The sequence below is a fragment of the Morganella psychrotolerans genome (genome assembly GCF_001676155.1).
GTDB classification, from domain to species: domain Bacteria; phylum Pseudomonadota; class Gammaproteobacteria; order Enterobacterales; family Enterobacteriaceae; genus Morganella; species Morganella psychrotolerans.
In genome coordinates this window covers 117,878-139,901 of the sequence record NZ_LZEW01000001.1, presented here as the reverse complement: position 1 = coordinate 139,901, position 22,024 = coordinate 117,878, and the positions used below count along the sequence as shown (strand labels likewise).

General features: G+C 45.2%; 24 protein-coding genes and 3 pseudogenes. 23 read left to right on the top strand and 4 right to left on the bottom strand.

Going from position 1 to position 22,024, the window contains the following annotated elements; translation table 11 throughout:
- Nucleotides 1–47 precede the first annotated feature (47 nt).
- From sctF to AYY16_RS00600, 7 genes are read left to right on the top strand one after another with little or no spacing between them, the layout of a single operon-like run.
- A complete protein-coding gene (sctF, locus tag AYY16_RS00630) occupies nucleotides 48–302 on the top strand; it encodes a type III secretion system needle filament subunit SctF (protein ID WP_067360709.1) in 255 nt (84 codons plus the stop codon).
- The gene (locus AYY16_RS00625; protein ID WP_067360706.1) at nucleotides 299–655 is read left to right on the top strand and encodes a YscG family type III secretion protein; all 357 of its coding nucleotides are present in this window, start codon (nucleotides 299–301) and stop codon (nucleotides 653–655) included. Before sctF ends, AYY16_RS00625 begins: the two co-directional genes overlap by 4 nt.
- Nucleotides 652–1,026 (top strand): YopR/YscH family type III secretion effector, encoded by a 375-nt coding sequence (locus AYY16_RS00620; RefSeq protein WP_067360703.1) that lies wholly within the window; start codon nucleotides 652–654, stop codon nucleotides 1,024–1,026. Before AYY16_RS00625 ends, AYY16_RS00620 begins: the two co-directional genes overlap by 4 nt.
- Nucleotides 1,027–1,031: 5 nt before the next feature.
- Complete coding sequence (sctI, locus tag AYY16_RS00615) at nucleotides 1,032–1,346, top strand: type III secretion system inner rod subunit SctI (RefSeq protein WP_067360700.1); 315 nt, start codon at nucleotides 1,032–1,034, stop codon at nucleotides 1,344–1,346.
- Between the two features lies 1 nt (nucleotide 1,347).
- On the top strand, nucleotides 1,348–2,127 hold the full coding sequence (sctJ, locus tag AYY16_RS00610; RefSeq protein ID WP_067360697.1) for a type III secretion system inner membrane ring lipoprotein SctJ: 780 nt from the start codon (nucleotides 1,348–1,350) through the stop codon (nucleotides 2,125–2,127).
- Nucleotides 2,111–2,734 carry a SctK family type III secretion system sorting platform protein gene (locus AYY16_RS00605; RefSeq protein WP_067360695.1) on the top strand — a complete coding sequence of 208 codons (624 nt, stop codon included), beginning with the start codon at nucleotides 2,111–2,113 and terminating at the stop codon, nucleotides 2,732–2,734. Before sctJ ends, AYY16_RS00605 begins: the two co-directional genes overlap by 17 nt.
- A complete protein-coding gene (locus AYY16_RS00600; protein WP_067360693.1) occupies nucleotides 2,680–3,303 on the top strand; it encodes an HrpE/YscL family type III secretion apparatus protein in 624 nt (207 codons plus the stop codon). Before AYY16_RS00605 ends, AYY16_RS00600 begins: the two co-directional genes overlap by 55 nt.
- Here the strand turns inward: AYY16_RS00600 and AYY16_RS00595 are convergent.
- Nucleotides 3,300–4,041: pseudogene (locus AYY16_RS00595) on the bottom strand (cyclase family protein). The gene AYY16_RS00600 and the pseudogene AYY16_RS00595 overlap by 4 nt on opposite strands.
- Before the next feature lie 190 nt (nucleotides 4,042–4,231).
- Here AYY16_RS00595 and AYY16_RS00590 point away from each other — a divergent pair.
- The 14 genes from AYY16_RS00590 to AYY16_RS00530 all read left to right on the top strand — a co-directional run bounded on the left by AYY16_RS00590 (nucleotide 4,232) and on the right by AYY16_RS00530 (nucleotide 16,530).
- Entirely contained in the window at nucleotides 4,232–4,522 is a 291-nt protein-coding gene (locus AYY16_RS00590; RefSeq protein WP_067360690.1) for a putative quinol monooxygenase, read from the top strand.
- Between the two features lie 685 nt (nucleotides 4,523–5,207).
- Nucleotides 5,208–5,477 carry a helix-turn-helix domain-containing protein gene (locus tag AYY16_RS21605; RefSeq protein WP_082970537.1) on the top strand — a complete coding sequence of 90 codons (270 nt, stop codon included), beginning with the start codon at nucleotides 5,208–5,210 and terminating at the stop codon, nucleotides 5,475–5,477.
- 218 nt (nucleotides 5,478–5,695) lie between these two features.
- Nucleotides 5,696–6,241 (top strand): fimbrial protein, encoded by a 546-nt coding sequence (locus AYY16_RS00585; protein ID WP_067360687.1) that lies wholly within the window; start codon nucleotides 5,696–5,698, stop codon nucleotides 6,239–6,241.
- A 73-nt stretch (nucleotides 6,242–6,314) separates the two neighbouring features.
- A complete protein-coding gene (locus AYY16_RS00580; protein ID WP_067360685.1) occupies nucleotides 6,315–7,040 on the top strand; it encodes a fimbrial biogenesis chaperone in 726 nt (241 codons plus the stop codon).
- Nucleotides 7,024–7,575, top strand: a complete 552-nt coding sequence (locus AYY16_RS00575) for a fimbrial protein (protein ID WP_067360682.1) — start codon at nucleotides 7,024–7,026, stop codon at nucleotides 7,573–7,575. Before AYY16_RS00580 ends, AYY16_RS00575 begins: the two co-directional genes overlap by 17 nt.
- A gap of 23 nt (nucleotides 7,576–7,598) precedes the next feature.
- Nucleotides 7,599–8,177, top strand: coding sequence for a fimbrial protein (locus AYY16_RS00570; protein WP_067360679.1), 579 nt, complete (start codon nucleotides 7,599–7,601; stop codon nucleotides 8,175–8,177).
- Nucleotides 8,178–8,194: 17 nt separating this feature from the next.
- Nucleotides 8,195–8,773, top strand: coding sequence for a fimbrial protein (locus tag AYY16_RS00565; RefSeq protein WP_223861176.1), 579 nt, complete (start codon nucleotides 8,195–8,197; stop codon nucleotides 8,771–8,773).
- A gap of 13 nt (nucleotides 8,774–8,786) precedes the next feature.
- Complete coding sequence (locus AYY16_RS00560) at nucleotides 8,787–9,554, top strand: fimbrial biogenesis chaperone (protein WP_067360676.1); 768 nt, start codon at nucleotides 8,787–8,789, stop codon at nucleotides 9,552–9,554.
- On the top strand, nucleotides 9,541–10,308 hold the full coding sequence (locus tag AYY16_RS00555; RefSeq protein ID WP_067360673.1) for a fimbrial biogenesis chaperone: 768 nt from the start codon (nucleotides 9,541–9,543) through the stop codon (nucleotides 10,306–10,308). Before AYY16_RS00560 ends, AYY16_RS00555 begins: the two co-directional genes overlap by 14 nt.
- A 77-nt stretch (nucleotides 10,309–10,385) precedes the next feature.
- The gene (locus AYY16_RS00550; RefSeq protein WP_082970536.1) at nucleotides 10,386–13,100 is read left to right on the top strand and encodes a fimbria/pilus outer membrane usher protein; all 2,715 of its coding nucleotides are present in this window, start codon (nucleotides 10,386–10,388) and stop codon (nucleotides 13,098–13,100) included.
- A gap of 13 nt (nucleotides 13,101–13,113) precedes the next feature.
- On the top strand, nucleotides 13,114–14,238 hold the full coding sequence (locus AYY16_RS00545; protein WP_067360670.1) for a hypothetical protein: 1,125 nt from the start codon (nucleotides 13,114–13,116) through the stop codon (nucleotides 14,236–14,238).
- 1 nt (nucleotide 14,239) lies between these two features.
- Nucleotides 14,240–15,436, top strand: coding sequence for an SPOR domain-containing protein (locus AYY16_RS00540; RefSeq protein WP_328585664.1), 1,197 nt, complete (start codon nucleotides 14,240–14,242; stop codon nucleotides 15,434–15,436).
- Nucleotides 15,437–15,514: 78 nt separating this feature from the next.
- Complete coding sequence (locus AYY16_RS00535; protein ID WP_067360665.1) at nucleotides 15,515–15,829, top strand: antibiotic biosynthesis monooxygenase family protein; 315 nt, start codon at nucleotides 15,515–15,517, stop codon at nucleotides 15,827–15,829.
- Between the two features lie 11 nt (nucleotides 15,830–15,840).
- The gene (locus AYY16_RS00530; RefSeq protein WP_067360662.1) at nucleotides 15,841–16,530 is read left to right on the top strand and encodes an ArsR/SmtB family transcription factor; all 690 of its coding nucleotides are present in this window, start codon (nucleotides 15,841–15,843) and stop codon (nucleotides 16,528–16,530) included.
- A 4-nt stretch (nucleotides 16,531–16,534) separates the two neighbouring features.
- Here the strand turns inward: AYY16_RS00530 and AYY16_RS19455 are convergent.
- A pseudogene (locus AYY16_RS19455) lies at nucleotides 16,535–16,802 on the bottom strand (DUF2798 domain-containing protein).
- Between the two features lie 205 nt (nucleotides 16,803–17,007).
- A complete protein-coding gene (locus AYY16_RS00520; RefSeq protein WP_235846177.1) occupies nucleotides 17,008–18,324 on the bottom strand; it encodes a DKNYY domain-containing protein in 1,317 nt (438 codons plus the stop codon).
- A gap of 320 nt (nucleotides 18,325–18,644) precedes the next feature.
- Between AYY16_RS00520 and AYY16_RS00515 the strand changes: the two genes are divergently transcribed.
- Both AYY16_RS00515 and AYY16_RS21600 read left to right on the top strand, forming a co-directional pair.
- The gene (locus AYY16_RS00515; protein WP_067360653.1) at nucleotides 18,645–19,253 is read left to right on the top strand and encodes an EamA family transporter; all 609 of its coding nucleotides are present in this window, start codon (nucleotides 18,645–18,647) and stop codon (nucleotides 19,251–19,253) included.
- Nucleotides 19,171–19,536, top strand: coding sequence for an EamA family transporter (locus tag AYY16_RS21600; protein WP_082970534.1), 366 nt, complete (start codon nucleotides 19,171–19,173; stop codon nucleotides 19,534–19,536). The genes AYY16_RS00515 and AYY16_RS21600 overlap by 83 nt, the downstream gene beginning before the upstream one ends.
- Before the next feature lie 61 nt (nucleotides 19,537–19,597).
- On the opposite strand, the pseudogene fdhF reads toward AYY16_RS21600, so the two are convergent.
- A pseudogene (gene fdhF / locus AYY16_RS00505) lies at nucleotides 19,598–21,764 on the bottom strand (formate dehydrogenase subunit alpha).
- Nucleotides 21,765–22,024: the final 260 nt, after the last annotated feature.

Here is a 22,024-nt window from a genome sequence, read left to right as displayed (position 1 = left end):
TAACTGCGGCTGAAATTATTCTGCATACATTATGTTAGAGGGAACTTATGCCAATTATTTTTGATCCATCCAGGCCGGGAAGCATACTGGATGAAATCCTCCTCAGTTTAAAAGATCAGGCTCTGGCCAATGAAAATGAACTGAAAGACGCTATTGAAAATTTAAAACAGAACCCTGACAACCCTGCGCTGTTACAGGAGTTACAATACAGAACGACCAAATGGAGTCTTGTTTTTAATACTGCGTCGTCATTAGTAAAATCTATGAAAGATATTATGCAGAATATATTACAAAAAATATGACTGATTATTCGGATGAACGTCTTCTCGCTGAAATTTCTCTGGCCGGTATTCTGGCAGGGAAATATCAGGAGGCAGAGAGTATAGCTACCTGGCTGCTGACACAGGATAAAAAATACCATGAAAGTGGTAAATTAATTATGGTTACGTCCTGGCATGCCTGTAAAAGATATACCGATATAATTAATTTATTATCAGAAGAGTGCTCTGCGTCTCTGCTGCCGTTTAAAGCATTAAGTGAATACCATATTGGTTTGAATCACACCCTTAAAAATACAATAAAAACATTAAAATCCGACGGAAATAACGAATTAATGGCATTTGCCAAACAATTTGAAGAGGATTTATTTTTATGAATGAATATGTGGAAAATGAAACTGAAGAGCAGAAAGCAGAAGACAGCCGCCAGTTATTATGGCAAAAATTAAAACACACCACCCCGGAAAGCAGGGAATACAACGTGCTGTGTGATAATTTGCTGGCACCTGTTATTTCTGACCTGAAAAAATTCAGTTACGCGGAAAAAATTGACAGAGAAACATTATCAAAAATTTTATTAAACTATGATGAATATGGTGTCCGCCAGGAGTTTATTTTATCGAAGCTATGGCAGGCGTTACCGGAATCACTGGCTGATAGTTACCTTATTTCCCTGATATCCACAGAACTTAATCAACAGATTTCAGTCAATAATCAACTGGCCTTCTGCCAATATAATCTCCGGTAATGATAATGATCTCTGCTCCCCGCACACATACACTTTCACTGACGGATCTGTCTGTATCGCCGGAAGATAATACGCTTTCAGCGATACCACAGGCCGAGGAAACACGCTCACTGAAGAAACTGTTTGATGGTTTTTATCAGTCAATCAAACAGGATACAGACAAGATAGCATCATTACGCAATAGTGACGCACTTACATCTCCGGATGCATTACTACAGACTCAGTTGGCTCTGGCAAAAATTCATTTCCGTGAGGAATTACTGGCTAAAACAGTCGGGAAGGTGAGTCAGAATATCGATATGATGATAAAAAGCCAGTAATATGCAGATCCCTACTCCTTTTTATCGCCCTGTATTCCGCTGTATAACGCTTTGTTTTATTGCATTGTTACTCACTGCCTGTAAAACAGAATTATATAGCGGATTACCACAAAAAGAAGCGAATGAAATGTATTCCCTGCTGCTGGAAAATAATATTATTGCAGAGAAAAAATCCGGTAAAGAGGGAAAGGCTTCTTTATTAGTTGAAGAGTCACACATTCCGAAGGCTATCGAGATATTAAGACAACGTGGTTATCCACGAGGACAGTTCCAGTCCCTCAATGACATTTTTACCGGTGACAGTTTAATTCCCAGCCCGCAGGAACAGGCTGCAAAACTTAATTATGTCAGATCACAGGAGCTGGCGCAGGTATTATCTGATATTGATGGTGTCATCACTGCCAGAGTTTTATTTACCCGACCTGAATTTAAAGCAGATTCAGACACGCCTCCTGAGCATTCAGTCAGCGCTGCCATTTTTATCAAATATTCCCCTGATATTCCTGTATTCCGTTACCGGGATCAAATTAAGCACCTGGTTAAAAACAGCATTCAGGGACTCACAGCAGAAAATATCAGTCTGACACTCATACCCGCTATCACAGCAAAACCGGTTATTACCACACCTGAATTACGAACACTTATGAATATACAAGTGACAACGGGTTCTTACACTAAGCTACTCAGTTATGCCGCCGGGTTTATTATCCTGTTTATTTCCTCACACCTGCTGCATTTTTTTCTGAACAAACGAAAACCCCGTCATGAACGCCCTGACTGATTTTCAGTTTCGTTTTTGCCCGGCCATTTATTGCCATTCGGATCATCTGAATACGCTTGCGCAGCATCGGCAACTTGCGGAGCTACCGGCTAAACATACACAACCACTGCTCAATAAACGGTTGTTTGACCATTTTTCACTTACGGCAAATACGGATGAGTTAACAGATTTACAGCAGGCGATATTACTCAGCGACACTGAATTACAACGTTTCCTGACCTTTTGCGGCAGTTGTTTTTATCTCAGGGATCTGACAACCCGCTGGCCGGTTCCCGGACTCCGGAGCCCGTTCATCGCACTGACAGCGGAAGATGCTGCGTTGCTGCTGCGCTGGAAGTCAGGATTGTTATTGCCCCTGCAACACTGTCAGCGCCTACTCACAAATACCTCTGATGATGAATTAATCATCCATATGACGGGTCAGCAATTGTGGTTTTATCTGATACAAGAGAGCAGTTTTCAGTTTCGCCGGCGGGCTGAACTGCGTTTTCCTGCAACCTTCTTCCCGCCGGTTCCTTTTCCTGCCGAACTGACACCATTACTGAATACATTATGCCTGACGATACTGCACTCCCTGACTCAACCAGCCTGCCACTCAGCCGTCTGACGACAGACTCTTATACTCTGACAACCGCGCCTTGTATTATCCGGGCAGCGGATTACAGGGTATTACTCAATAGTCAGACCCTGAAAGCGGATACAGAACAGTTGCGTCTGAAAATGCAGAGCGAACTCAATGATGAAATGGCTGCCCGCCGAAAGAATGCAGAAGAAGAACTGGCCTGCGCGCGGACACAAATCCTGCTGGAAACCCGGCAACATTGCCGGGAGGTTATCACACAGCTCGATGCCGAAATAACGGCACTTATCTGCCATACGATACATATCCTGCTGGAGGATGCACCGGTACAAACCCGTCTGCGCGCTGCGCTGCGCGGGGGGTTAAGCCGGACAAATCCGCAGTTTTCTCTGACGCTGACAGTCCATCCGGATCAGGCGGATTTTCTGCATCAATGGCTGACCGCAGAAGAGACGATTCCGTTGCCGGAAGATATTTTTGTTGATACAGACAACTCACTCCTGTCGGGAGACTGTCTTATCCGCCAGGGCAGACAGGTTATCCATGCCACCCTGGATAACCAACTGACGGTACTGAAACTCATTTTGCCGGCTTAATCCGGCAAAACAGCAAATGACCGGACAGGGAACCCTCCGGCATTATCTGGTTTTGCCACGATATTAAAAATCACAGCGCCTTTTGCCGGAACCTGATCCAGATTAGTCATCAACTCTATCTGATACGCATCCTGATCCAGGACAAAATATTCTGCCTGCAATGCCTTGTTTTTACGAAAATCCACCGCAGAATCGGTATCAAATGTCTCATGCCCTACCGCGCTTATGCCACGCCCGCGGAACAGAAATTCCAGTGCATCCATTCCCCAGCCCGGAATATGATTGTGTCCATCGGCATCTTTGTTATCCATCAGTGCCTGCGATGGCCAGCGTTTACTCCAGTCTGTCCGCAAGGCCACAAAGCTGCCCGCATCAATACGCCCGTGCGCCTGTTCAAACTCCAGAATATCCGCGACCGACAGAGAAAAATCAGGATCCTGCTGTGCGCGGGCAGACTGATCAATAACCACCAGCGGCAACACTAATTCTTTCAGTTCCAGCTCATGCACAAACCTCCGCCCTTCAACAAAGTGGCAAGGTGCATCAATGTGCGTACCGTACTGACCGGGAAACGTAAATTGCTGAGCAAAAAAGCCATCCTGATAATCAAATAATGTTTTAAATTCTGCCGGATCAAACATAAAAAAAGTGCGGCGAATCCGCGCTGAATGCATGTGTTAAATCAACCCATTTTTTTGATTTTAACAGTTTGACGGCGTCAATTAATGATGATGACATCAGGTCCCCTTAGTATGTGCTTTTTAGTGTGATGTGTTTTATTCTCTGTGTACAAACTGAATCTATACCCAACGTCATTCAGGATGCCACCAACAAATCTGCAGTTTGAATGAATAAAGGTACACTGCATGCTGCATAAGTTCAGTTGCAGATATTTCATGACTACCCGTGCACAAACAAGGAGTAAGGAATGTTAAAAGTGATCGCTGAAGATTTCATGCAACCGGATGCCGTTGAAATCCTGATGCCGATGTATGAGGAATTAGTCGCTGCCACCCGCAAAGAGCCGCTGTGTATCAGTTACGATCTGTTTGTGGACCGCCGGGATCCGGGACATTTTGTGTTTATTGAAACCTGGCCTGATCAGGCGGCACTGGATATCCATTGTGCCAGCGAACATTTTCAGCGCCTGGTGCCGGCTATCAATAAATATCAGCGGGATGAGCCACGCTTTATTCTGATGAACAACGCGGTTGAATAAAACCGGCGGGGCAGAATAACCGCCCCGTATTCTCTTTATTCTTGTCGCTATCGGCGTGCGTTACCGGGGTAAATAACCTTTACGGGATCATGGTTAGTGGGGTGACTGACAATAAATTATTTATTTCTGATAACATTATACACACAAAAAGCCTCACCCCGGTTTTGTACCTGATATAAAATCCAGTCAGGACAAGGCCTCACGGTACCTGTGACACATAATGATACATATAGCCACCGAATGTGTCTGTTTTGTGTTTTTTTTCTTAAAAAAATTAAATATACGATATATTATGTTATTTTAATCACCTCATGCGGATTATTTTAGAATTAAATATCATTAAAATCTAAATTTAATTAAATGATAAAAATAAAGAAAAACAGACACACCATCATGATTTATAACATAAATTTCACATATCAATGAAACTATTTACCCGATTTACAATTTCGATGAGTAACCAACTGAACAAATAACGACTATTGCATTGAGACGTTTATCACACGTAGAATTAACACATCCGAAAAGCACCACTAATTAATCTGATTTTTATTTTTAGTTTCTATTTTATGTTTTGGTTCATTCCTTTTATTGTGTAAACAGCACGACCAATTTGAAGTTACTTATTTATTTTAAAGGCACCTAATTATGTCCGGTATGAAAAAACGGGACTCCGGGAGGATTAATCAATCTGCCGGAGAGGTTATCCGTTTATTGCGTAAAAAAAAAACAATTATCCGGTTATGAGTTTGGTCAGCTGACAGGATTAAGTCAGCAACAGATATCCCGTTACGAGCGGGGCAGGAATCACCTGACATTAAATTTGCTGATAAAAATGCTGATAGTACTTGATGTTACGCTGGAAGATTTTTTTTTACCAGCTCAGCATCCTGTGTGGTTTTGCGGATACCAGGGATATGCTGTCCGTGTACGACAAGCAGAGTATTGCGACTGAATCGCCTATGAATGATGACGAAGAATACCTGTAAAAATTAATGTTATTACGGACTGAACATTAATTTACATAATTATACCTGATACATAAAAATATCAACATAATTAAGCAAACACAAAACAATGACATCAATAACATTATTATCTCTAAGGGATAATTGATGCCCATTGTTTCACCTGCACTTTTTATTTTAACTAGAATATTGATAGGAATTTTATATGACGTTTAAAACTCAATTACTTTCTGTTGCACTGATTACCGGTATGTCTGCTGTCAGCCTGAATGCGGTTGCCGCGCCATCATCGGAAGTCACTCTTCAGGGCATTCTGACTGATACCACCTGTGACGTTACGATCAACGGCGGTAAATCTGTTCTGAACGTGGGCGTATTCAATACCAAAGTCGGCGGTGCCGATGCCAGCTTCACCGCGGCAAATGCAATTACAAATCAGCAGGTTGATATGCCGGTTACCCTGACCGGTTGTGCGAAAGGCGAAAACGGTGAATTAATTGTTCAGGGCGTTACGTCCACCGGTAACAACGAGCAAAACGTCTTTGTTGCTCAGGATACCCAGACTACCGGCTTTATGATTCAGGACACTAACGGTCAGAGCCTGACTAACGGTAAAGGTGCAATCGTCGCCCTTGATGCAGAAGAAACCAGCGGTCAGTACACATTTAAAGTGGGTATGGCAACAACCAACAGTTCTCCTGTAGCGGGCGCTTACAGCGCACCAATCCTGGTGGCTTATATCGTTAACTGATAACTGATATCTGTTGTTCCGGCAGAGCGGTCTACCGCTCTGCCCTGTTCCTGAGAGTGACACGGAGAGAAATATGAAAAAAATCACTGTAATTCATTATGTTATCGGAAGTTTAGTTTTACTCTCCGCATCAGCCTCTGCCGGGATAGCCATTGATAACACCCGGGTTATTTTTCAGGCAGCTGACGACACCGCAGGAAAAAGTGTCGGGATAACCAGTTCATCAAACTCACTGACACCCTATCTGGTCAAAACGCAGATATTGCAGACACCAACAGGCGACAATGCGGATACCCCGTTTTTAGTAACACCGTCTCTGTTCCGTCTGGAACCGGGATCAACCAACCAAATCCGGATTATGAAAAAACCCGGGGAATTACCGCAAAACAAAGAATCTGTCTTTTATTTGCACACCATCGCTGTACCGGCCGGTGAAAAAGATAACAGCAGTCAGCAGAGTCATATCGGCGGTACGCTACAGGTTTCAACCGGTAATGTTATCAAATTATTTTATCGCCCTGCCGGTCTTGGCATGACGCAACAGCAGGCGATGCAGTCACTGCAATTTTCAGCTGCCGGAAACGGACTGAAAGTCACCAATCCGTCGCCGTATTACGTCTCGCTGGACACTCTGAATATTAATGGGCGTAAAGTTGCGATGAGTATTAAAAACGGCAGCACCATGGTCGCACCATTTGCCAGCAATACCTTCGTCAACGCACCGCATCAGGGACGCGCCGAATGGAAAGCCATCAATGACTACGGCGCAACGGAGGTGTTTTATGGTCAGGTCCGGTAAATATCTGCCGGTGCTGTGTCTGGCGCTGTTCAGTGCATCACTGACCGCCCGTGCTGATGTTACCGAAATCAGTGCGGTTATCACCGACGATATCGGGTGCGGCATGACAGTTGCGTCTGTACTGACATTCACACCGCAGCGCACATCTGATTTTCAGGGCGCGGTGACAACACATGAAATCAAACCGTTGCAGGCTGTTTTTACCTGCACCGGTAAAACCGGAAAACTGACACCCAAAGTCACATTGCAGGGGAATACCCCTTACAACAGCGATACCGTTTTTCTGGATGGTACACCCAACAGCGCCGGTTTTATGCTGCGCCTGAGTGAGGGGCAGCCGTTGTCTCTGAGTGATTTTTACGATACCGGCAAGGCAGTTAAACGCGGCAAACAGATCTCTCTCAGTCCGGTGAATGCTGAAAATCAGTACCGTACAGAAGAAACCTTCCTGGTCGGACTGGTAGGTCCGCTTGATGGTCCCGCAACGGCGGGCACATTTTCGGCAGCACTCACGTTTAATCTGATATTTCAGTAACCGATTGATAGCGGAATACCATTATGCATTTGATTAGAAAGTTATTTTTTGTTTTTACCCTGCCGGGCGCACTGGTTTTCGCTTTACTTCCGAGCGCACAGGCAGCCACTTCTGCGACAACGGCCTTTACCGCCACCATTGTCGGCGGAGCCTGTAATATCAGCGCCCCACCGACTGTGTCCGTTAACAGCGGTGCTGTCATTGCATCAGAAGATATCGCCGCCGGTACCGGCCCTGAAGCCTCTTTCAATCTGACCCTGTCAGGCTGCAAAGGATATGGTCTGGTACCGTCAATCACACTGGAAGGTGATGTCAGCAATACATCAGGAAAGCCGTTATTTCTCAGTAATACCAGTACCACCAAAGGTTACGGTATTTTGCTGACCACAAAGGGCAATACCAATTTCAAGACGAGTGACAACCTTGCTGCTGATATGAAAATTACCGCAGAAACTAAAACATGGGCCACCACAATGGCGTCATCACTGAACGGGACGATCCCTGTTATAGCCTCAGTCAGTTGCGGCGACTGTGCTGCTGATGCCGATATTCAGGGTGGTGAACTGAAAGCCTCTGTTGCCTTTAAATTTGAATATAACTGACCACGGGCTACATACCCATGATGATGACACCTGAATTACGTATTTCCGCCCTGGCAACCATGCTGTTTTTATCCCTGACCACCGCCCGGGCAGGCAGCAACTCACAGGTGATTAACTTCAATGCCACGTTTTACGGCGGCAGTTGTGAAGTTACCGCTCCGGCGGAACTCCCGTTTGCTGACGGCGCACCGGTTGCCGATGATTCCATCGCGGGTGATAAACGTTTCCGGCAATTCAGTGTCACGCTCTCCGGCTGTCAGGGATATTTTATGGCGCCGAAATTATCCGTCTCCGGAAATACCATAACCGGCAGCGGTGACACAAAATTATTTGCCGATGCAGCCAGTACCACAAAAGGATATGGCATCCGGCTGGCGACCGACGGAAATACCCGCTTTGAGGCAAACAGTAATACCGCTGCCAACGGGCTGATTAAGGCAAAAAACTGGCCGGCAGACGGCAATAATGCTGTCACGGTACTAAACGGCCCGCTGGAATTCAAAGGCTATTTATCTTGCGGAACCTGTACGCCAGCCTCCGGTTTACAGGGCGGCGAGCTTAAAGCAACTGTCACTTTTGCCTTTTTATACGACTGATACCGGGGATGTTATGACAAAAATCCATTTTTTCCGCCACTTCGCAATACTGACATTAACCCTGATGTCGCTGACAACCGCTGTACACGCGGCGGAAGGCGGACTTCGTCTGGGTCAGACACGCGTGATATTTAGCGGACAAAACAACACCGCCAAAGCGGTCATTAAAAATAATGGTCAGCAGGTGTATCTGATTAAAACAGAAGTGATGAACACACCGGATGGCAATAATCCGCAGTTAATAACACCGCCTTTTATTGTTACCCCGCCGATGTTCCGGCTGGAAAAAGAGAGTCAGAGTACCGCACTGATTGTCCGCAACGGCACCGCACAGTTACCGGCAGACCGTGAGTCTGTTTTTTATCTCAGCCTGCTGGCGATCCCCGCAGTCAGTAAAACCGGTACGCCCGGGGAAAATATGACCAGCGCGCAGGTCTCTGTCGGGATCCGCAATGTGATTAAATTATTTTACCGCCCGGCAGGATTAAAACCCGGTTTTCAGGAAGCGGCAGAAAAACTGACTTTCCGTCAACACGGCGGGCAGATTCAGGTAAATAACCCGACGCCGTACTATCTGACCCTGGCGGCACTGTCAGTTAATCAGCAGCCGGTCAATGTACAGGATGCCAATCCGATGATAGCGCCCTTCTCCGCCAATACTTATGCGGTCAGTGGTACGCCATCACAGGTGCAGTGGTCTGTTATCACTGATTTCGGTGATGCCGGTCAGACCTTAACAGCAGCGGTAACTTCGGGAGAATTCACTCATGAGTCCCCGTAATTTTTATCGCGCCATCAGTCTGTTATCTGTTTTGAGTGTCAGTGCGGTACCTTTTTTTGCCACCGCCGGAAACATCGCCTCCGCACAGGACGGGATCACGCTCAGTACAACGCGGGTCATTTATCCGGGTGACGTCCGCAACGGCATTACCTATACGCTGACGAATAATACTCTGCGCCCGTTTTTATTGCAGTCCAGGGTAATTTCACGGGATGCGGGGCAACAGCAAAACAGTGATGATGATGCGGAACAAACACCCTTTATTGTGCTGCCGCCATTAACCCGTTTTGAACCGGATACCGCCCTGACCCTGCGTATCCGCCTGACAAAAAATACGCTGCCGCACGATCGCGAGTCTGTTTTTACCCTGGCACTCAATGCGATTCCGGCACAACATAACAGTGATGAGACACAAACCAGTCTGGTGATGAGCACACAAAATAATTTAAAACTGTTCTATCGCCCGTCGGGTCTGCCACCAGCGGATATTGAACAGATTGCAAAACAAATTGAATTCCTGCGCAGTAATAACGAACTGACGGTTAAAAACCCGACGCCCTTTTACATCACGTTTAATACACTTTTTATCGGAAACACAGAAACTGAATTAGGTAATAACCGGATGATTGCCCCTTTTTCTGAACAAAAATGGTCACTGCAACCGGGTATTTCCGGCGACATCCGCTGGCAGTTAATAACTGATGACGGTCGCCCGGGTAAGATAATAAGCAGCCCGCTGACCTCCGCCCGATAACACATAATAAGCATAAAACATTAACCCGTTCCCGGTGCAACGGCGGGTTTCCTGCATCCGCAGGAGAGAGGAAGAGAATGAAAGTATCCCGTAATATGATGAATACACCGCCCCGGCGCCCTTTTTTCCGTTACCGTCCGCTGGCATGGCTGTTATTTGCCGCCGCTTCGCCGGTGATGGCAGATGATTATTTCGACCCGGGCTTTTTAGGTGTTGCGGGTGAAAACAGTGATGTTGATTTGTCCGCATTCTCACAGGCGGGCGGCGTGGCTGAGGGAGAATATACGGTATCCGTTTTTATCAATCAGCAAGATACAGGTCAGTACACACTCAGTTTTGTCAAAAACACAAAAGGTCAGATAGCGCCGGAACTGACACCGGCGCAGCTGGAAACATTCGGTGTTAATGTTCCGCAGATCCCGGATTTAAAAAATCTGCCGTCTGATTTGCCGGTAACCGATTTAGGCGCGCTTATCCCGCAGGCAGAGACACGGCTGGATCTGGCACGTCTGCGTCTGGATATCAGTGTTCCGCAGGTTGCCATGCAATCTGTCATTAACCGTAACAGTGATCCTGCTTTATGGGATGACGGTATTCCCGCGCTGATGGCGAACTATAACCTGAGCGCCGGGCGCACAACCAACAGCTATGACGGCGGGATGAAAACCCATAATAACAACCTGTTCGCCTCCGTCCGTGCGGGAGCCAATGCAGGTCCGTGGCGTCTGCGCAGCAACATTACCCATACCCGTTTTGAATACAGCGGCGGGCGGGATCAATCCGCAACCAGTGAAAACAGAACCTATTTTTCCAATACCTATATAGCCCGGGATATCCGTGCGCTGCGCTCGTCATTACAAATCGGTGAAACCAGTACCGGCAGTGATGTTTTCGACGGTGTTTCCTTTAAAGGCATAAAACTGACCTCCAATGAGCAGATGCTGCCCGGTCAGTTACGCGGCTATGCTCCGGCGATAAGCGGCGTAGCAAACAGTAATGCCCGTATCACCGTGCGCCAGAACGGCAACATTGTTTATGAAACCTATGTCGCCCCGGGCGCATTCTACATAAATGATATTCAGCAGGCCGGATTATCAGGGGACTATGATGTCACGGTGACCGAAGCAGACGGCACTGAACGTCAGTTTGTGGTGCCCTATTCGTCACTGCCGGTAATGCTGCGCCCGGGCGGTTGGAAATATGAAATGGCCGCCGGTCGCTATGACGGCAACATCACCACCAGCTCACGCCGCTCCGATTTTATGATGGGGACGGTTATCTATGGTCTGCATAATGATGTGACATTATTCGGCGGTGCATTACTGGCAAAAGATTATCAGGCGCTCAATGCGGGCAGCGGGATCTCCCTGGGCGATTTCGGTGCGGTTTCTGCTGATGTGACACATTCAACTGTCCGCTTCGGCGGAGATAATAAGCAGGATGATGATCGCAAAACCGGTCAGTCATACCGGATCCGCTACTCAAAAAGTATGATGTCGACCGGAACATCGGTTGATTTAACCGCTCTGCGTTACTCTACTGAGCATTTCTATAACTTCAGTGAATTTAACAGTCACGGCTATCGTCTTGAGGACGGAGTCAGCCCCTGGACATTACAGCGCCGCCGCAGCAGCTTCCAGACACAGCTGAGCCAGCAGATGGGCGATTACGGTTCACTGCATTTTCGTGCCAACCGCGATGATTACTGGGGAAGTGACCGCAAACTGACCGGGATGTCTCTCGGGTACAGTACCAGTATCAAAGGCATCAGTTACGGCGTGAACTACAACATTGACCGCGTAAAAGACAGTAACAATAACTGGCCGGAAAACCGTCAGTTATCCCTGAATGTCAGTGTGCCGTTCAGCCTGTTCGGCTACGGGCAGAATCTGCAATCCATGTATGCCACCTATTCTGTGACCCATGATAATAACGGCAGAACACAAAACAATACCGGACTGAGCGGCAGCCTGATGGACAGCAAACTCTCCTATGGCGCAACGCAAAGCTGGGGTAATCAGGGACAGGTTGCAAATACAAATCTGAATACCGGTTATCAGGGAAATAAAGGCAATATCAGTGCCGGTTACAGCTACAGCGACAATACTCAGGCAGTCAATATGAGTGCGTCAGGCGGTATGTTGATCCATTCCGAAGGTGTCACATTCGGTCGCTCAATGGGTGATTCAGTGGCATTAGTCAGCGCCCCGGGCGCTGCCGGTGCCAGTGTTAACGGCGGAAGTGCCGTTACTGACAGCGGGGGTTATGCCGTCGCACCTTATCTTGCTGATTACAATAAAAACAGCATCGGGCTTGATCCGTCCACACTTCCGGATGATGTCGATTTAACACAATCAAACATCAATGTTTACCCGACAAAAGGAGCTGTTGTAAAAGCAAATTTTGCCACACGGATTGGGTATCAGGTACTGATGACCCTCAGACACGGCGCAAAAAGTGTTCCGTTCGGGGCGATTGCCACGCTTATTGATGATAATGCAGGGGAAAGTATCAGCAGTATCGTTGGTGATGCGGGTCAGGTCTATCTGACCGGGCTGCCGGAAACCGGGAAATTGCAGGTGAAGTGGGGAGAATCCGATGAACAGCAATGTCAGGTCAGTTTCGATTTACGCCATCTGACCACAACAGACGATATGCCTGTCCGCCAGGTGACATATAAGTGCGCGGGCGGTGAGGCACAAACTGAGGTAATCAATGTTACAACCAAAACTACCAGCCCCTCAGTTACACCAAACTCTAAATCACGCTGGTTAATAACCACTGCACAGTAAATCAGAGGATAATATGAAAATTAAAAATAACGAAAATCGTACCAAAATAATTTTACTTTATTTACTGATGTCAGGTTCTGTATCAGCAATAGCAAAAGATATAAAAGTCGGAGAAGCGCTGGATATTCCATATTCCGTAACTTATCCATCACAGAAAAGGGATACAGGTAATTGGTCACCTTATTACAATACACCATCAGGCAAACCAACAGCAGGAGCAATTACTATAGAACCCACACCACTCATACAGTGCAATGGATATAATAGTAGTTTATATGGCTGGAGCTCAGATAAAAAAATATTTGGTTTTAAATTTGATGAGGATGTCATTGTTGGCGTTGAAGGAATATCCTCGACGGACAGAATTGTACTATCTGATAATGCTCAAAAATATAGTTATGGTCCGGGCGGTTGGGTTTCCTCATTCAACAGCAATGCATTAACCTATACAGGCAGCATGGTGACATCCGGAAATACCCGGCCATTTTGTGGTGCGATAAATACCGGCACCCGATCTTTACTGTATCTTGATGAGATAAGAGGAGCAATGCAATCAGGTACATTACGATTGTATATCGGTCCGAATGCAACCTCAGGGAAAAAAATAATCAGTGCTGTTTATGCTCAGGTTGCACCGCAAACAGGTGCATATAATATTAAAATTTCAGACCAAATGGAAATTAATGTTATCCGACCCCGTAATTGCACCGTCAGCACAGATAACACTATTACCTTCCCGCCGGTAGATGTAAGTAATGCCAAAAATAACCAGGTGCTGGCAAATAAAACCGGTAATTTAACTGTTAATTGTGATGATGCAACAAATGCGCCGGTCACGGTTGAAATTCAGGGACCCAAAGGTCGCTATACTGATGCTATGGCTCTCACCATGAAAGACGGCAGTGATGCCCCGGCAGAAGTTCGTGGTTTTATCGGCAAAGATATTCCGCTGACCGGTCAATGTAACGGGCGGTTGGATGGCTATCCCGGCATTGTCTATTTTATCCCTAACGCCGGGCTGGAAAAAATGAAACTCACACCGGGAGCCAATAAATACAATTGGGTATTGTGCTCCAAAGGGCAAAATAAAACCGGTCAGGCAACCGGCTCTGCAAAGCTCATCCTGAACTGGGACTGAAATAATAACAAAAGATAAGTGTCTGTATACGCACTTATCTTTTTGCCCTGTTATAACACTTAAAAAACCAGACTATTATGAAAAAAAATCTGTACGGTCTTTTTTTAATACACGCTTTATCCGTATAACAGCAGCCCTACTGTCTCTCTCTGTAATACCCTGTTCATTCAGTATTACTATTAATGAAAAACAAGATACCGTTGAATCCCTTCATGATCTCGGTGTGCAATATATCAATGGTGATGGTATTAGCGTATCCCCTGAAAAGGGGCGTTATTATATCCATCAGTCTGCCCTGCGGGGTTATCCGCTTGGGAAATTTCATCTTGGCATATTATTTTATACAGGTGTTGGTGGTGACAAGGATATTTCCTGCGCGCGCTGGTGGCTGGGTAAATCCGCACTTTCCGGTGATGAAACCGCTAACCGCGCTCAACATATATTGCAGGATATAAAAGAAGATATTCTTTCTGATCCTACACAAAAAGAGATCCTGACCAAACCAACTGATATCCAAAAATGTATGCGATTACCGGAAAGCCCGTATTCTGCTGCCGCCATTCAGGGTATGAAATATATATTATCTGTTGCAGAATCTACTCCGGTGACGCCGCCTTTTCTGGCACAAATTAATCGCGGAAAAAAACAGGCTGAACAGATAAAAATATATCTTAACAACCCTCTTTCATTATTACAGGCAAACTTGATGACCCGCAAAGCAACTCCGGTCACTCCGGAAATACCGGAGGAAATAACTATTACCATTGTCCTTCCGCCACCGGTGACCATTTATCCGTCAGAAACCGTTTATCCACCGGCGCTACCTGTACAGGTGAGCAGCGCACCGGAAAAGACACAAGAAATAATAAAATCCCCGGCTGCACCGAAAACAAAATCACTTTCTGCCGTGAATTCAGGCAATAATCTGCGCACAGCCCCCGGTCGCTATTACACATTGCAACTCAGCAGTGCCGCAACGCCGGAAGGGCTATATGATACCGCCCGTCACTATAAATTATCCAATTACGTAGTCTATGAAACTGTCCGTCACGGGCGTCAGTGGTATGTTCTGGTTTATGGCGATTATCCCGATTTAACATCAGCCCGCCGCGCACTCAAAAATCTACCGGCAGCTATCACAGCAAACAAACCCTGGGTGCGCAGCCTGAAACAGGTTCAGGCTGAATTAATGAAATAATCCATATTTCGCTATTCATCAAAGTGTTTTTTATTCGTTTCCGTTATGCTCCTTCTCACCCCGTAAAAGGAGAATAAAATGTTTGCTGTTATTTTTGAAGTATCAATGCCGGAAGATAAACAACCCCGTTACCTGGAAATTGCGGCAACATTACGTCCGTTGCTCGAAAATGCAGAAGGTTTTATTTCGATTGAGCGTTTTCAAAGCCTGAGCACACCGGGCAAACTGCTGTCACTTTCTTTATGGGAAGATAAAGCCTCTTTACTGAAATGGAAACAAAATCAGCAACACCAACAGGCGCAACAGGAAGGCAAGGCAGATATATTCTCATTTTATCGTATCCGCATTGCCGAAATCGGTCGCGAATACGCCTTTACGCGTGAAGATAAATAACCGGAAAAATGATGATAACGGAACAGCCCCCTGAATTAGAAAGTGCTCTCGCAACAGTCGCGGCGGCACTGGCTGATCCGTCACGCATAAAAATACTCTGTGCGCTGATGGACGGCAGATCCTGGACTGCCACTGAGCTGAGCATTGCCGCAGAAATCAGTGCGTCCACTGCCAGTGCCCACCTGACAAAGCTGGTTACGGGTAAGCTAATCACCTGCCTGCCGCAGGGACGACACCGCTATTATCATCTTGCGGGTCAGGATGTGGCTGAATTACTTGAGAAAATGATGGCACTGACCGAGATGCCGGTCACGGCTGTTACACGCAAATCATCCACTCCGGACAATCTGCGACTGGCGCGGACATGCTATGACCATCTGGCGGGTGAAACCGCTGTTGCTATCTATGCGGCTATGCAGGAAAAAAACTGGCTGACGCCGGAGGGTTACGGGCTGACCCCCGAAGGTGAAACGGCACTGACACAACTGGGATTATCACTTACCCCCGCCACAAAACGCGTTTTTTGCTGCGGCTGTCTGGACTGGAGTGAACGCCGCTTTCATCTGGGCGGTTACCTCGGTGCAGCATTTTTTACACACTGTGAACAAAAAGGCTGGCTGACCCGGACACCGGGCTACCGGGAAGTGACTATTACAGAAAAAGGTAAAACACACTTCCGGCGCATATTTAACCTACCGTGAAATATTATGAATTCCTGACTAAGAGTAATGATAATTTACGGGCAAACGGCAGTACAAATAAGACCGTTGGAAATGCCACCATCCATGATAATCCCCATGATGTCAGCCATGGAGAGACTAAAATCCATGAAAAACCAAGGGCTTTAATCGTACTGATAAGGGAAACAATTCCGCTCATTACCAGAGATAAGAAAAATGGCACTAAAAAAAATCAGGGCGCGCTGAGGAAGTTTAGGAATACCTAAGATATAATTTTTGTCCTGAAAAGACATAGACGACTCCGTATATTTACGACATAACAACATATAACCGTTGTAATGCACAAAGTTATATGCGTTGATTAACGTAAACGCTTACGGGTCAATAAGACCTTGAAAGTGATATTCTATGAATTTACATTTACTTGTCAAATATTATTTTACCCGGGGTATAGTGCAGCCTGTCCGGTTAGCCGGATTGTTATAAACCTAATCATCACTAAAAATATCCAAAGCACTCATAAATGTTTTTTTTATAGTGTGTTTTTGCTTTTAAAACACTTGTACAGGTTACCGGCTGTAAATAGCCATCTTTCACCATTTTACGTATATTGTCTGGTCGTAAATTGTCATTAAGCAGACTGTTAAGCGTCTGATTATTAGTAATTTCATAAATTGTATGGCTAACCAGTTGGGTTGCACCCAGCCTGTCAAAATAATAATATTTATTTCCTTTTTTCCAGACTTCACCATAACGGTGATTCATAACATCGCCTGTTTTCTCCCATGCTTCTGGTGAGTGTCCCTCAAAAAGGCAAATATGCGTACTGCGGGAAATAAGACCGGGAGATTTATTTGTTCCCCAACTCTCTGAACCCTGTAAATAATAGGTTTTATTATTACAATTAAAAATCATGGGCGCTATTTCCTGACAACTATTATCCGGAAAAGGATTATCGCCCGCCCTGCTTATTTTTTCTTTTTTCCTGTCGTAGAAATAAACACCCTGCTCCGACAGAAACAGAGCATGATTCACATGCCCGCCATAGCGGCTGATAACCTTATAAGGTGCAAATTTTGTAGGGAATACGATATTATTCATCGCAACCAGACCTGACTGCGGATCAAAAAGATACGCGTCCTGAAATAAATTACCAATGTAAAAACCATATAATGACGCATTGCTTTTTAGCGGTAATTTATCATGCTGATAATAGACATTACGGTTATCACGATAAAAAACATGGCTCTTACGTACAGAGAGGTCGCTTTGCTGTACATCAATCGCAGTGAGTGTATTCGGGTCAGCATCCGGCATTTGTTTTCCGTTAAAGAAAACAGAGGTTCCGTTACCGGCTAATCTGGTTTCAGGTAATAATTGGTAAGGTGTCACAGATGCAGGCAATACTTCTGTCGGATAATAAAAAGCCTGTGGTTTGCCACCAAGATCCCAACCATAAAGCCAGGTCTCACGTAACTTTTTCCAACCTGTAATTGCCTCATTTTGTTTAGTAAACGGCGCACAATAAATAGTATTTTGGTTATCCGTAAAATAACCATTTCCGATTGATTTTGCAGCTCCGGGATTAAAGTCCGGAATAATCAGATTACCGCAATAGGCATGGTGTTTATCAACAGCAAACTGGCGTGCTTTATAATCATCAGATAATACCTTAAAGCTCCCGGGATCTGCCGCCTCAATAACATATTGACCATCAGACGGAACGCCGGCATACATTTTGCCTTCATAGAGGGTAAAAATGCTGTGACCTATCTGCTGACCATCATCAATATCACTGCCCGATATTTTGTTCATTGACAGGATAAAACCTGACAACAATATAAGCAGAGTCAGCAGAACAGTGCCACCTGCAATCATGCTTGTAACGTTATTTTTCTTCATATACCGACGATGTTATCTAAAAGTCACTACTCATGCTATCCGAAAATATTTGAGCCGGGAACATCCGATTTAATGTGGGTGATAAAACATATCGCACTTTATATTGGATAGTGAGGGACTTAAATGCCTATACTCGTCATACTTCAGGATGCTTAGGTATTAACTATGCCATAGCCTCCCGAATTATTTATAGTATATAATGTACATAACATCATGATTACCCGGAAAAATTAATGAAAACAAATGCCAGTGTTATTGTCTTTTTGGGTGCGGTAAGCTACGGGATCCCCGCCTCCTTATTTAAAATGGCGGCAGGCAATGGCGCATTACCGGCTAATTTATTACTTTCTCAGGTTTTTTGTGCGGCCCTCATCCTGATATGTCTTAATTTCACCCGCAGAAACTCACGGCTATTCACATTAAATAATATTCAGCGGGGAAAATTACTGCTGTCCGGATTAGCAATGGCCAGTACAAATACATTATATTTTGCATCATTACAGTTTATATCAGTGACGGTTTCAGCTGTTCTTTTAATGCAATCAGTCTGGATAACAATGATTTTAGGTTTTATTTTTAAACGAAATATTCCCTCTAAAAATCAAATGATTGCCGTTATTTTTATTATGATCGGCACTGTCCTGGCGACACAGATTTTTACGGCTGACATGACGTTATCTGTGATTGGAGTGATGTTAGCATTTGGCTCTGCCTGTGCTTACGCCTGTATGATGATGATAACAAATTCTGTTGTTAAAGATGCCGATCCTATACAGAGAGCAATGTATGTCTCTGTTGGTGCTGTCTTTTTTTCTTATTCTGTTTCTGGGGAATCAGATTGAATTTAATGACCAGTTGGTTGTATTCAGATGGGCACCTGTTATCGCCATATTTTCAGTTGTTTTTCCTTTAATTTGTTTCAGCAAAGGAATGCCGCAGTTAAGTCCCGGATTAGGCGGAATACTCTCCTCTGTTGAATTGCCTTCTGCTATTATTTTTGCTTATATTTTACTGAATGAAGAAATAACATTGGTACAAATTGCAGGCATTTTAATTATTCTGCTGTCCGTTATTTATCCAAATTTACGCTATATAATACGAAAGAAACAGCAGCCCGGGAAATAAAAAAAAGGATCACTTAATATAAGTGACCCTTTTAATTATTTTTATACTTTACCCGTTTTAATTAAATCAGCCTCTCTGCCGACTCAACCAAACCGATTAGCCGGGTCCGCATACCCGAATATTTTTCTTTTACAAGATCTTCGGCTGCTCTTTGGTCATCAATTTTTACTATTCTTGCAGCGCAGTATTTTGTTTCCGGTGTTTTAGATACGGGGTCAAGATTATCCTGCGTTAATTCATTACAGGCACCAATCCACCACTGATATGTCATATAAATCGCGGGTTTATTAATCGTATCGTTGATACTGCAACGGGACATCACTTTTCCCCTGCGTGACTCCACCCAGACAATATCCTGATCTTTTATACCTAAATTACCGGCCGCTTCCGGGTTAATCTGAACATAGCCCGGTTCATCCGCCAGGGAGGCTAATGCTTTGCAGTTTCCGGTCATAGAACGGCAGGAATAGTGTCCGACTTCACGCACTGTTGAGAGGATAAGCGGATATTCGTCATCAGGCAGCTCAGCAGGCTTGCGCCATTCTGCGGCAAATAACTGCCCCTTACCGGTCGGTGTATCAAACACATTATTCTGATACAGGTAAGGTGTTCCCTGACTCTCTGTTGTCAGACATGGCCATTGAATATGAGCCAGTCCCGCCAGTTTTTCATATGTTACGCCATAAAACAGCGGGCAGAGTTTCCGGACTTCATCCCAGATAGCATTATTGTCGGCATAGGACATCGGGTAGCCCATTTCTGTTGCCAGCAAGCAGATAATTTCCCAGTCCCGTTTTACATTTCCCTGTGGCTCAATCGCTTTTTCAAACCGCTGAAATCCACGGTCAGCACATGTGAAGATACCGCCATGCTCACCCCAGCTTGTGGACGGCAAAATAACATCGGCCTGCTCCGCCGTTTTCGTCATAAAAATATCTTGTACAACAACAAACTCAAGGGCATCAAAGCCTTTACGGACAAGCTGTAAATCCGCTTCTGTCTGTAACGGATCTTCTCCCATGATGTAATAAGCTTTTACCTTACCTTCTATCGCCAGGTGAGGAACTTCTGTAATACGATAACCGACATCGGGATCCATATCTTCAAACGGGATCCCCCATTCGCGGGCAAATTTCTGCCGGGCATCTGCATCTGTTACTTTTTGATATCCGGGGAAGGTATCAGGCAATACGCCCATATCACACGCGCCCTGGACATTATTTTGTCCTCTGACCGGTGCCACGCCGACACCCGGTCTGCCCAGGTTTCCTGTCAGCAGAGCCAGACCGGAAAGACCTTTAACCACATCCACCGCCTGCCCGAACTGTGTAACCCCCATCCCCCACATAATGGTTGCCGATTTCGCTTTCGCATAGGTTCTCATCGCCTGACGGATTTGTAATGCAGAAAGACCGACAATCTCCTCAACCGCTTCCGGGCTGTAGCCCTGAACCGCTTTTTTTATACTCTTCAAAGCCTTCAGTATGCTGATTTACATAATTTTTATCGTAAAGATTCTCTTCTATCAGGGTATAAGCAAAGGCATTGACCAGCGCCATATTCGACCCGTTTTTCAGCGGCAGATACTGTGTGGCTATTTTGGCTGTTTCTATTTTTCGCGGGTCACAAACAATAATCTCCGCTCCTTTCTCTTTGGCTTTGATAACCCGGCGGGCAACAATCGGATGAGAATCCGCACAGTTATAACCGAATACCAATAAGCAATCTGAGTTTTCGATATCCGCAATGGAATTACTCATCGCGCCGTTACCTAATGTGACCTGCAATCCGGCAACGGAAGGACCATGACAAACTCGGGCACAGCAATCCACATTATTATTACCCAACACGGCGCGGGCGAATTTCTGCATCACAAAATTGGTTTCATTACCGGTTCCGCGGGAGGAGCCGGTACACATAATTGATTTTGCGCCATACTTTTCTTTTATTTCTTTCAGTTTATGCGCGGTATAATTAATCGCTTCTCTCCAGCTGACCACTTCAAACGGCCCACCTTTTGTCCGGCGGATCATCGGTTGGTTTAACCTGGCTGTCAGCAATTTATTATCGTACAGAAAATCCCAGCCATATAACCCTTTCAGGCACAGTTGCCCCTGGTTAGTAACACCATCAGCACCTTCAGCTTTAATTATTTTGCCGTTTTCGACACAGAGATTTAATTTACAACCAGCGCCGCAGTATGGGCATACAGATATGACTTTATTCATTTGACATCCTTTCCCCTGACCAGGGAGTAAAAGAGTAAGAAAAGAAATATCAGGCATGCATATTATGTGCCAATGAAAATATAGATAATAATCAGTTGGATATGATTTAAAGAAGAGGTTTTATATCGGATTTCGACATTTTTGACGAGCTAGAAATAACAGTTTTCCGTATTCCACTGACAGGAAAAGGAGTGTGTGATTGAACCAATGTTTCAGCCCTGATAAGGGTGACACAGTAGGTTACAGTCCGCTACTGAAAG

What these genes read in the sequence shown, in the direction of transcription:
- sctF (WP_067360709.1), top strand. Translation starts at nt 48, where the DNA reads ATGCCAATTATTTTTGATCCATCCAGGCCGGGAAGCATACTGGATGAA.
- AYY16_RS00625 (WP_067360706.1), top strand. Translation starts at nt 299, where the DNA reads ATGACTGATTATTCGGATGAACGTCTTCTCGCTGAAATTTCTCTGGCC.
- AYY16_RS00620 (WP_067360703.1), top strand. Translation starts at nt 652, where the DNA reads ATGAATGAATATGTGGAAAATGAAACTGAAGAGCAGAAAGCAGAAGAC.
- sctI (WP_067360700.1), top strand. Translation starts at nt 1,032, where the DNA reads ATGATCTCTGCTCCCCGCACACATACACTTTCACTGACGGATCTGTCT.
- sctJ (WP_067360697.1), top strand. Translation starts at nt 1,348, where the DNA reads ATGCAGATCCCTACTCCTTTTTATCGCCCTGTATTCCGCTGTATAACG.
- AYY16_RS00605 (WP_067360695.1), top strand. Translation starts at nt 2,111, where the DNA reads ATGAACGCCCTGACTGATTTTCAGTTTCGTTTTTGCCCGGCCATTTAT.
- AYY16_RS00600 (WP_067360693.1), top strand. Translation starts at nt 2,680, where the DNA reads ATGCCTGACGATACTGCACTCCCTGACTCAACCAGCCTGCCACTCAGC.
- AYY16_RS00590 (WP_067360690.1), top strand. Translation starts at nt 4,232, where the DNA reads ATGTTAAAAGTGATCGCTGAAGATTTCATGCAACCGGATGCCGTTGAA.
- AYY16_RS00585 (WP_067360687.1), top strand. Translation starts at nt 5,696, where the DNA reads ATGACGTTTAAAACTCAATTACTTTCTGTTGCACTGATTACCGGTATG.
- AYY16_RS00580 (WP_067360685.1), top strand. Translation starts at nt 6,315, where the DNA reads ATGAAAAAAATCACTGTAATTCATTATGTTATCGGAAGTTTAGTTTTA.
- AYY16_RS00575 (WP_067360682.1), top strand. Translation starts at nt 7,024, where the DNA reads ATGGTCAGGTCCGGTAAATATCTGCCGGTGCTGTGTCTGGCGCTGTTC.
- AYY16_RS00570 (WP_067360679.1), top strand. Translation starts at nt 7,599, where the DNA reads ATGCATTTGATTAGAAAGTTATTTTTTGTTTTTACCCTGCCGGGCGCA.
- AYY16_RS00565 (WP_223861176.1), top strand. Translation starts at nt 8,195, where the DNA reads ATGATGATGACACCTGAATTACGTATTTCCGCCCTGGCAACCATGCTG.
- AYY16_RS00560 (WP_067360676.1), top strand. Translation starts at nt 8,787, where the DNA reads ATGACAAAAATCCATTTTTTCCGCCACTTCGCAATACTGACATTAACC.
- AYY16_RS00555 (WP_067360673.1), top strand. Translation starts at nt 9,541, where the DNA reads ATGAGTCCCCGTAATTTTTATCGCGCCATCAGTCTGTTATCTGTTTTG.
- AYY16_RS00550 (WP_082970536.1), top strand. Translation starts at nt 10,386, where the DNA reads ATGAAAGTATCCCGTAATATGATGAATACACCGCCCCGGCGCCCTTTT.
- AYY16_RS00545 (WP_067360670.1), top strand. Translation starts at nt 13,114, where the DNA reads ATGAAAATTAAAAATAACGAAAATCGTACCAAAATAATTTTACTTTAT.
- AYY16_RS00535 (WP_067360665.1), top strand. Translation starts at nt 15,515, where the DNA reads ATGTTTGCTGTTATTTTTGAAGTATCAATGCCGGAAGATAAACAACCC.
- AYY16_RS00530 (WP_067360662.1), top strand. Translation starts at nt 15,841, where the DNA reads ATGATAACGGAACAGCCCCCTGAATTAGAAAGTGCTCTCGCAACAGTC.
- AYY16_RS00520 (WP_235846177.1), bottom strand. Translation starts at nt 18,324, where the DNA reads ATGAACAAAATATCGGGCAGTGATATTGATGATGGTCAGCAGATAGGT.
- AYY16_RS00515 (WP_067360653.1), top strand. Translation starts at nt 18,645, where the DNA reads ATGAAAACAAATGCCAGTGTTATTGTCTTTTTGGGTGCGGTAAGCTAC.
- AYY16_RS21600 (WP_082970534.1), top strand. Translation starts at nt 19,171, where the DNA reads ATGCCGATCCTATACAGAGAGCAATGTATGTCTCTGTTGGTGCTGTCT.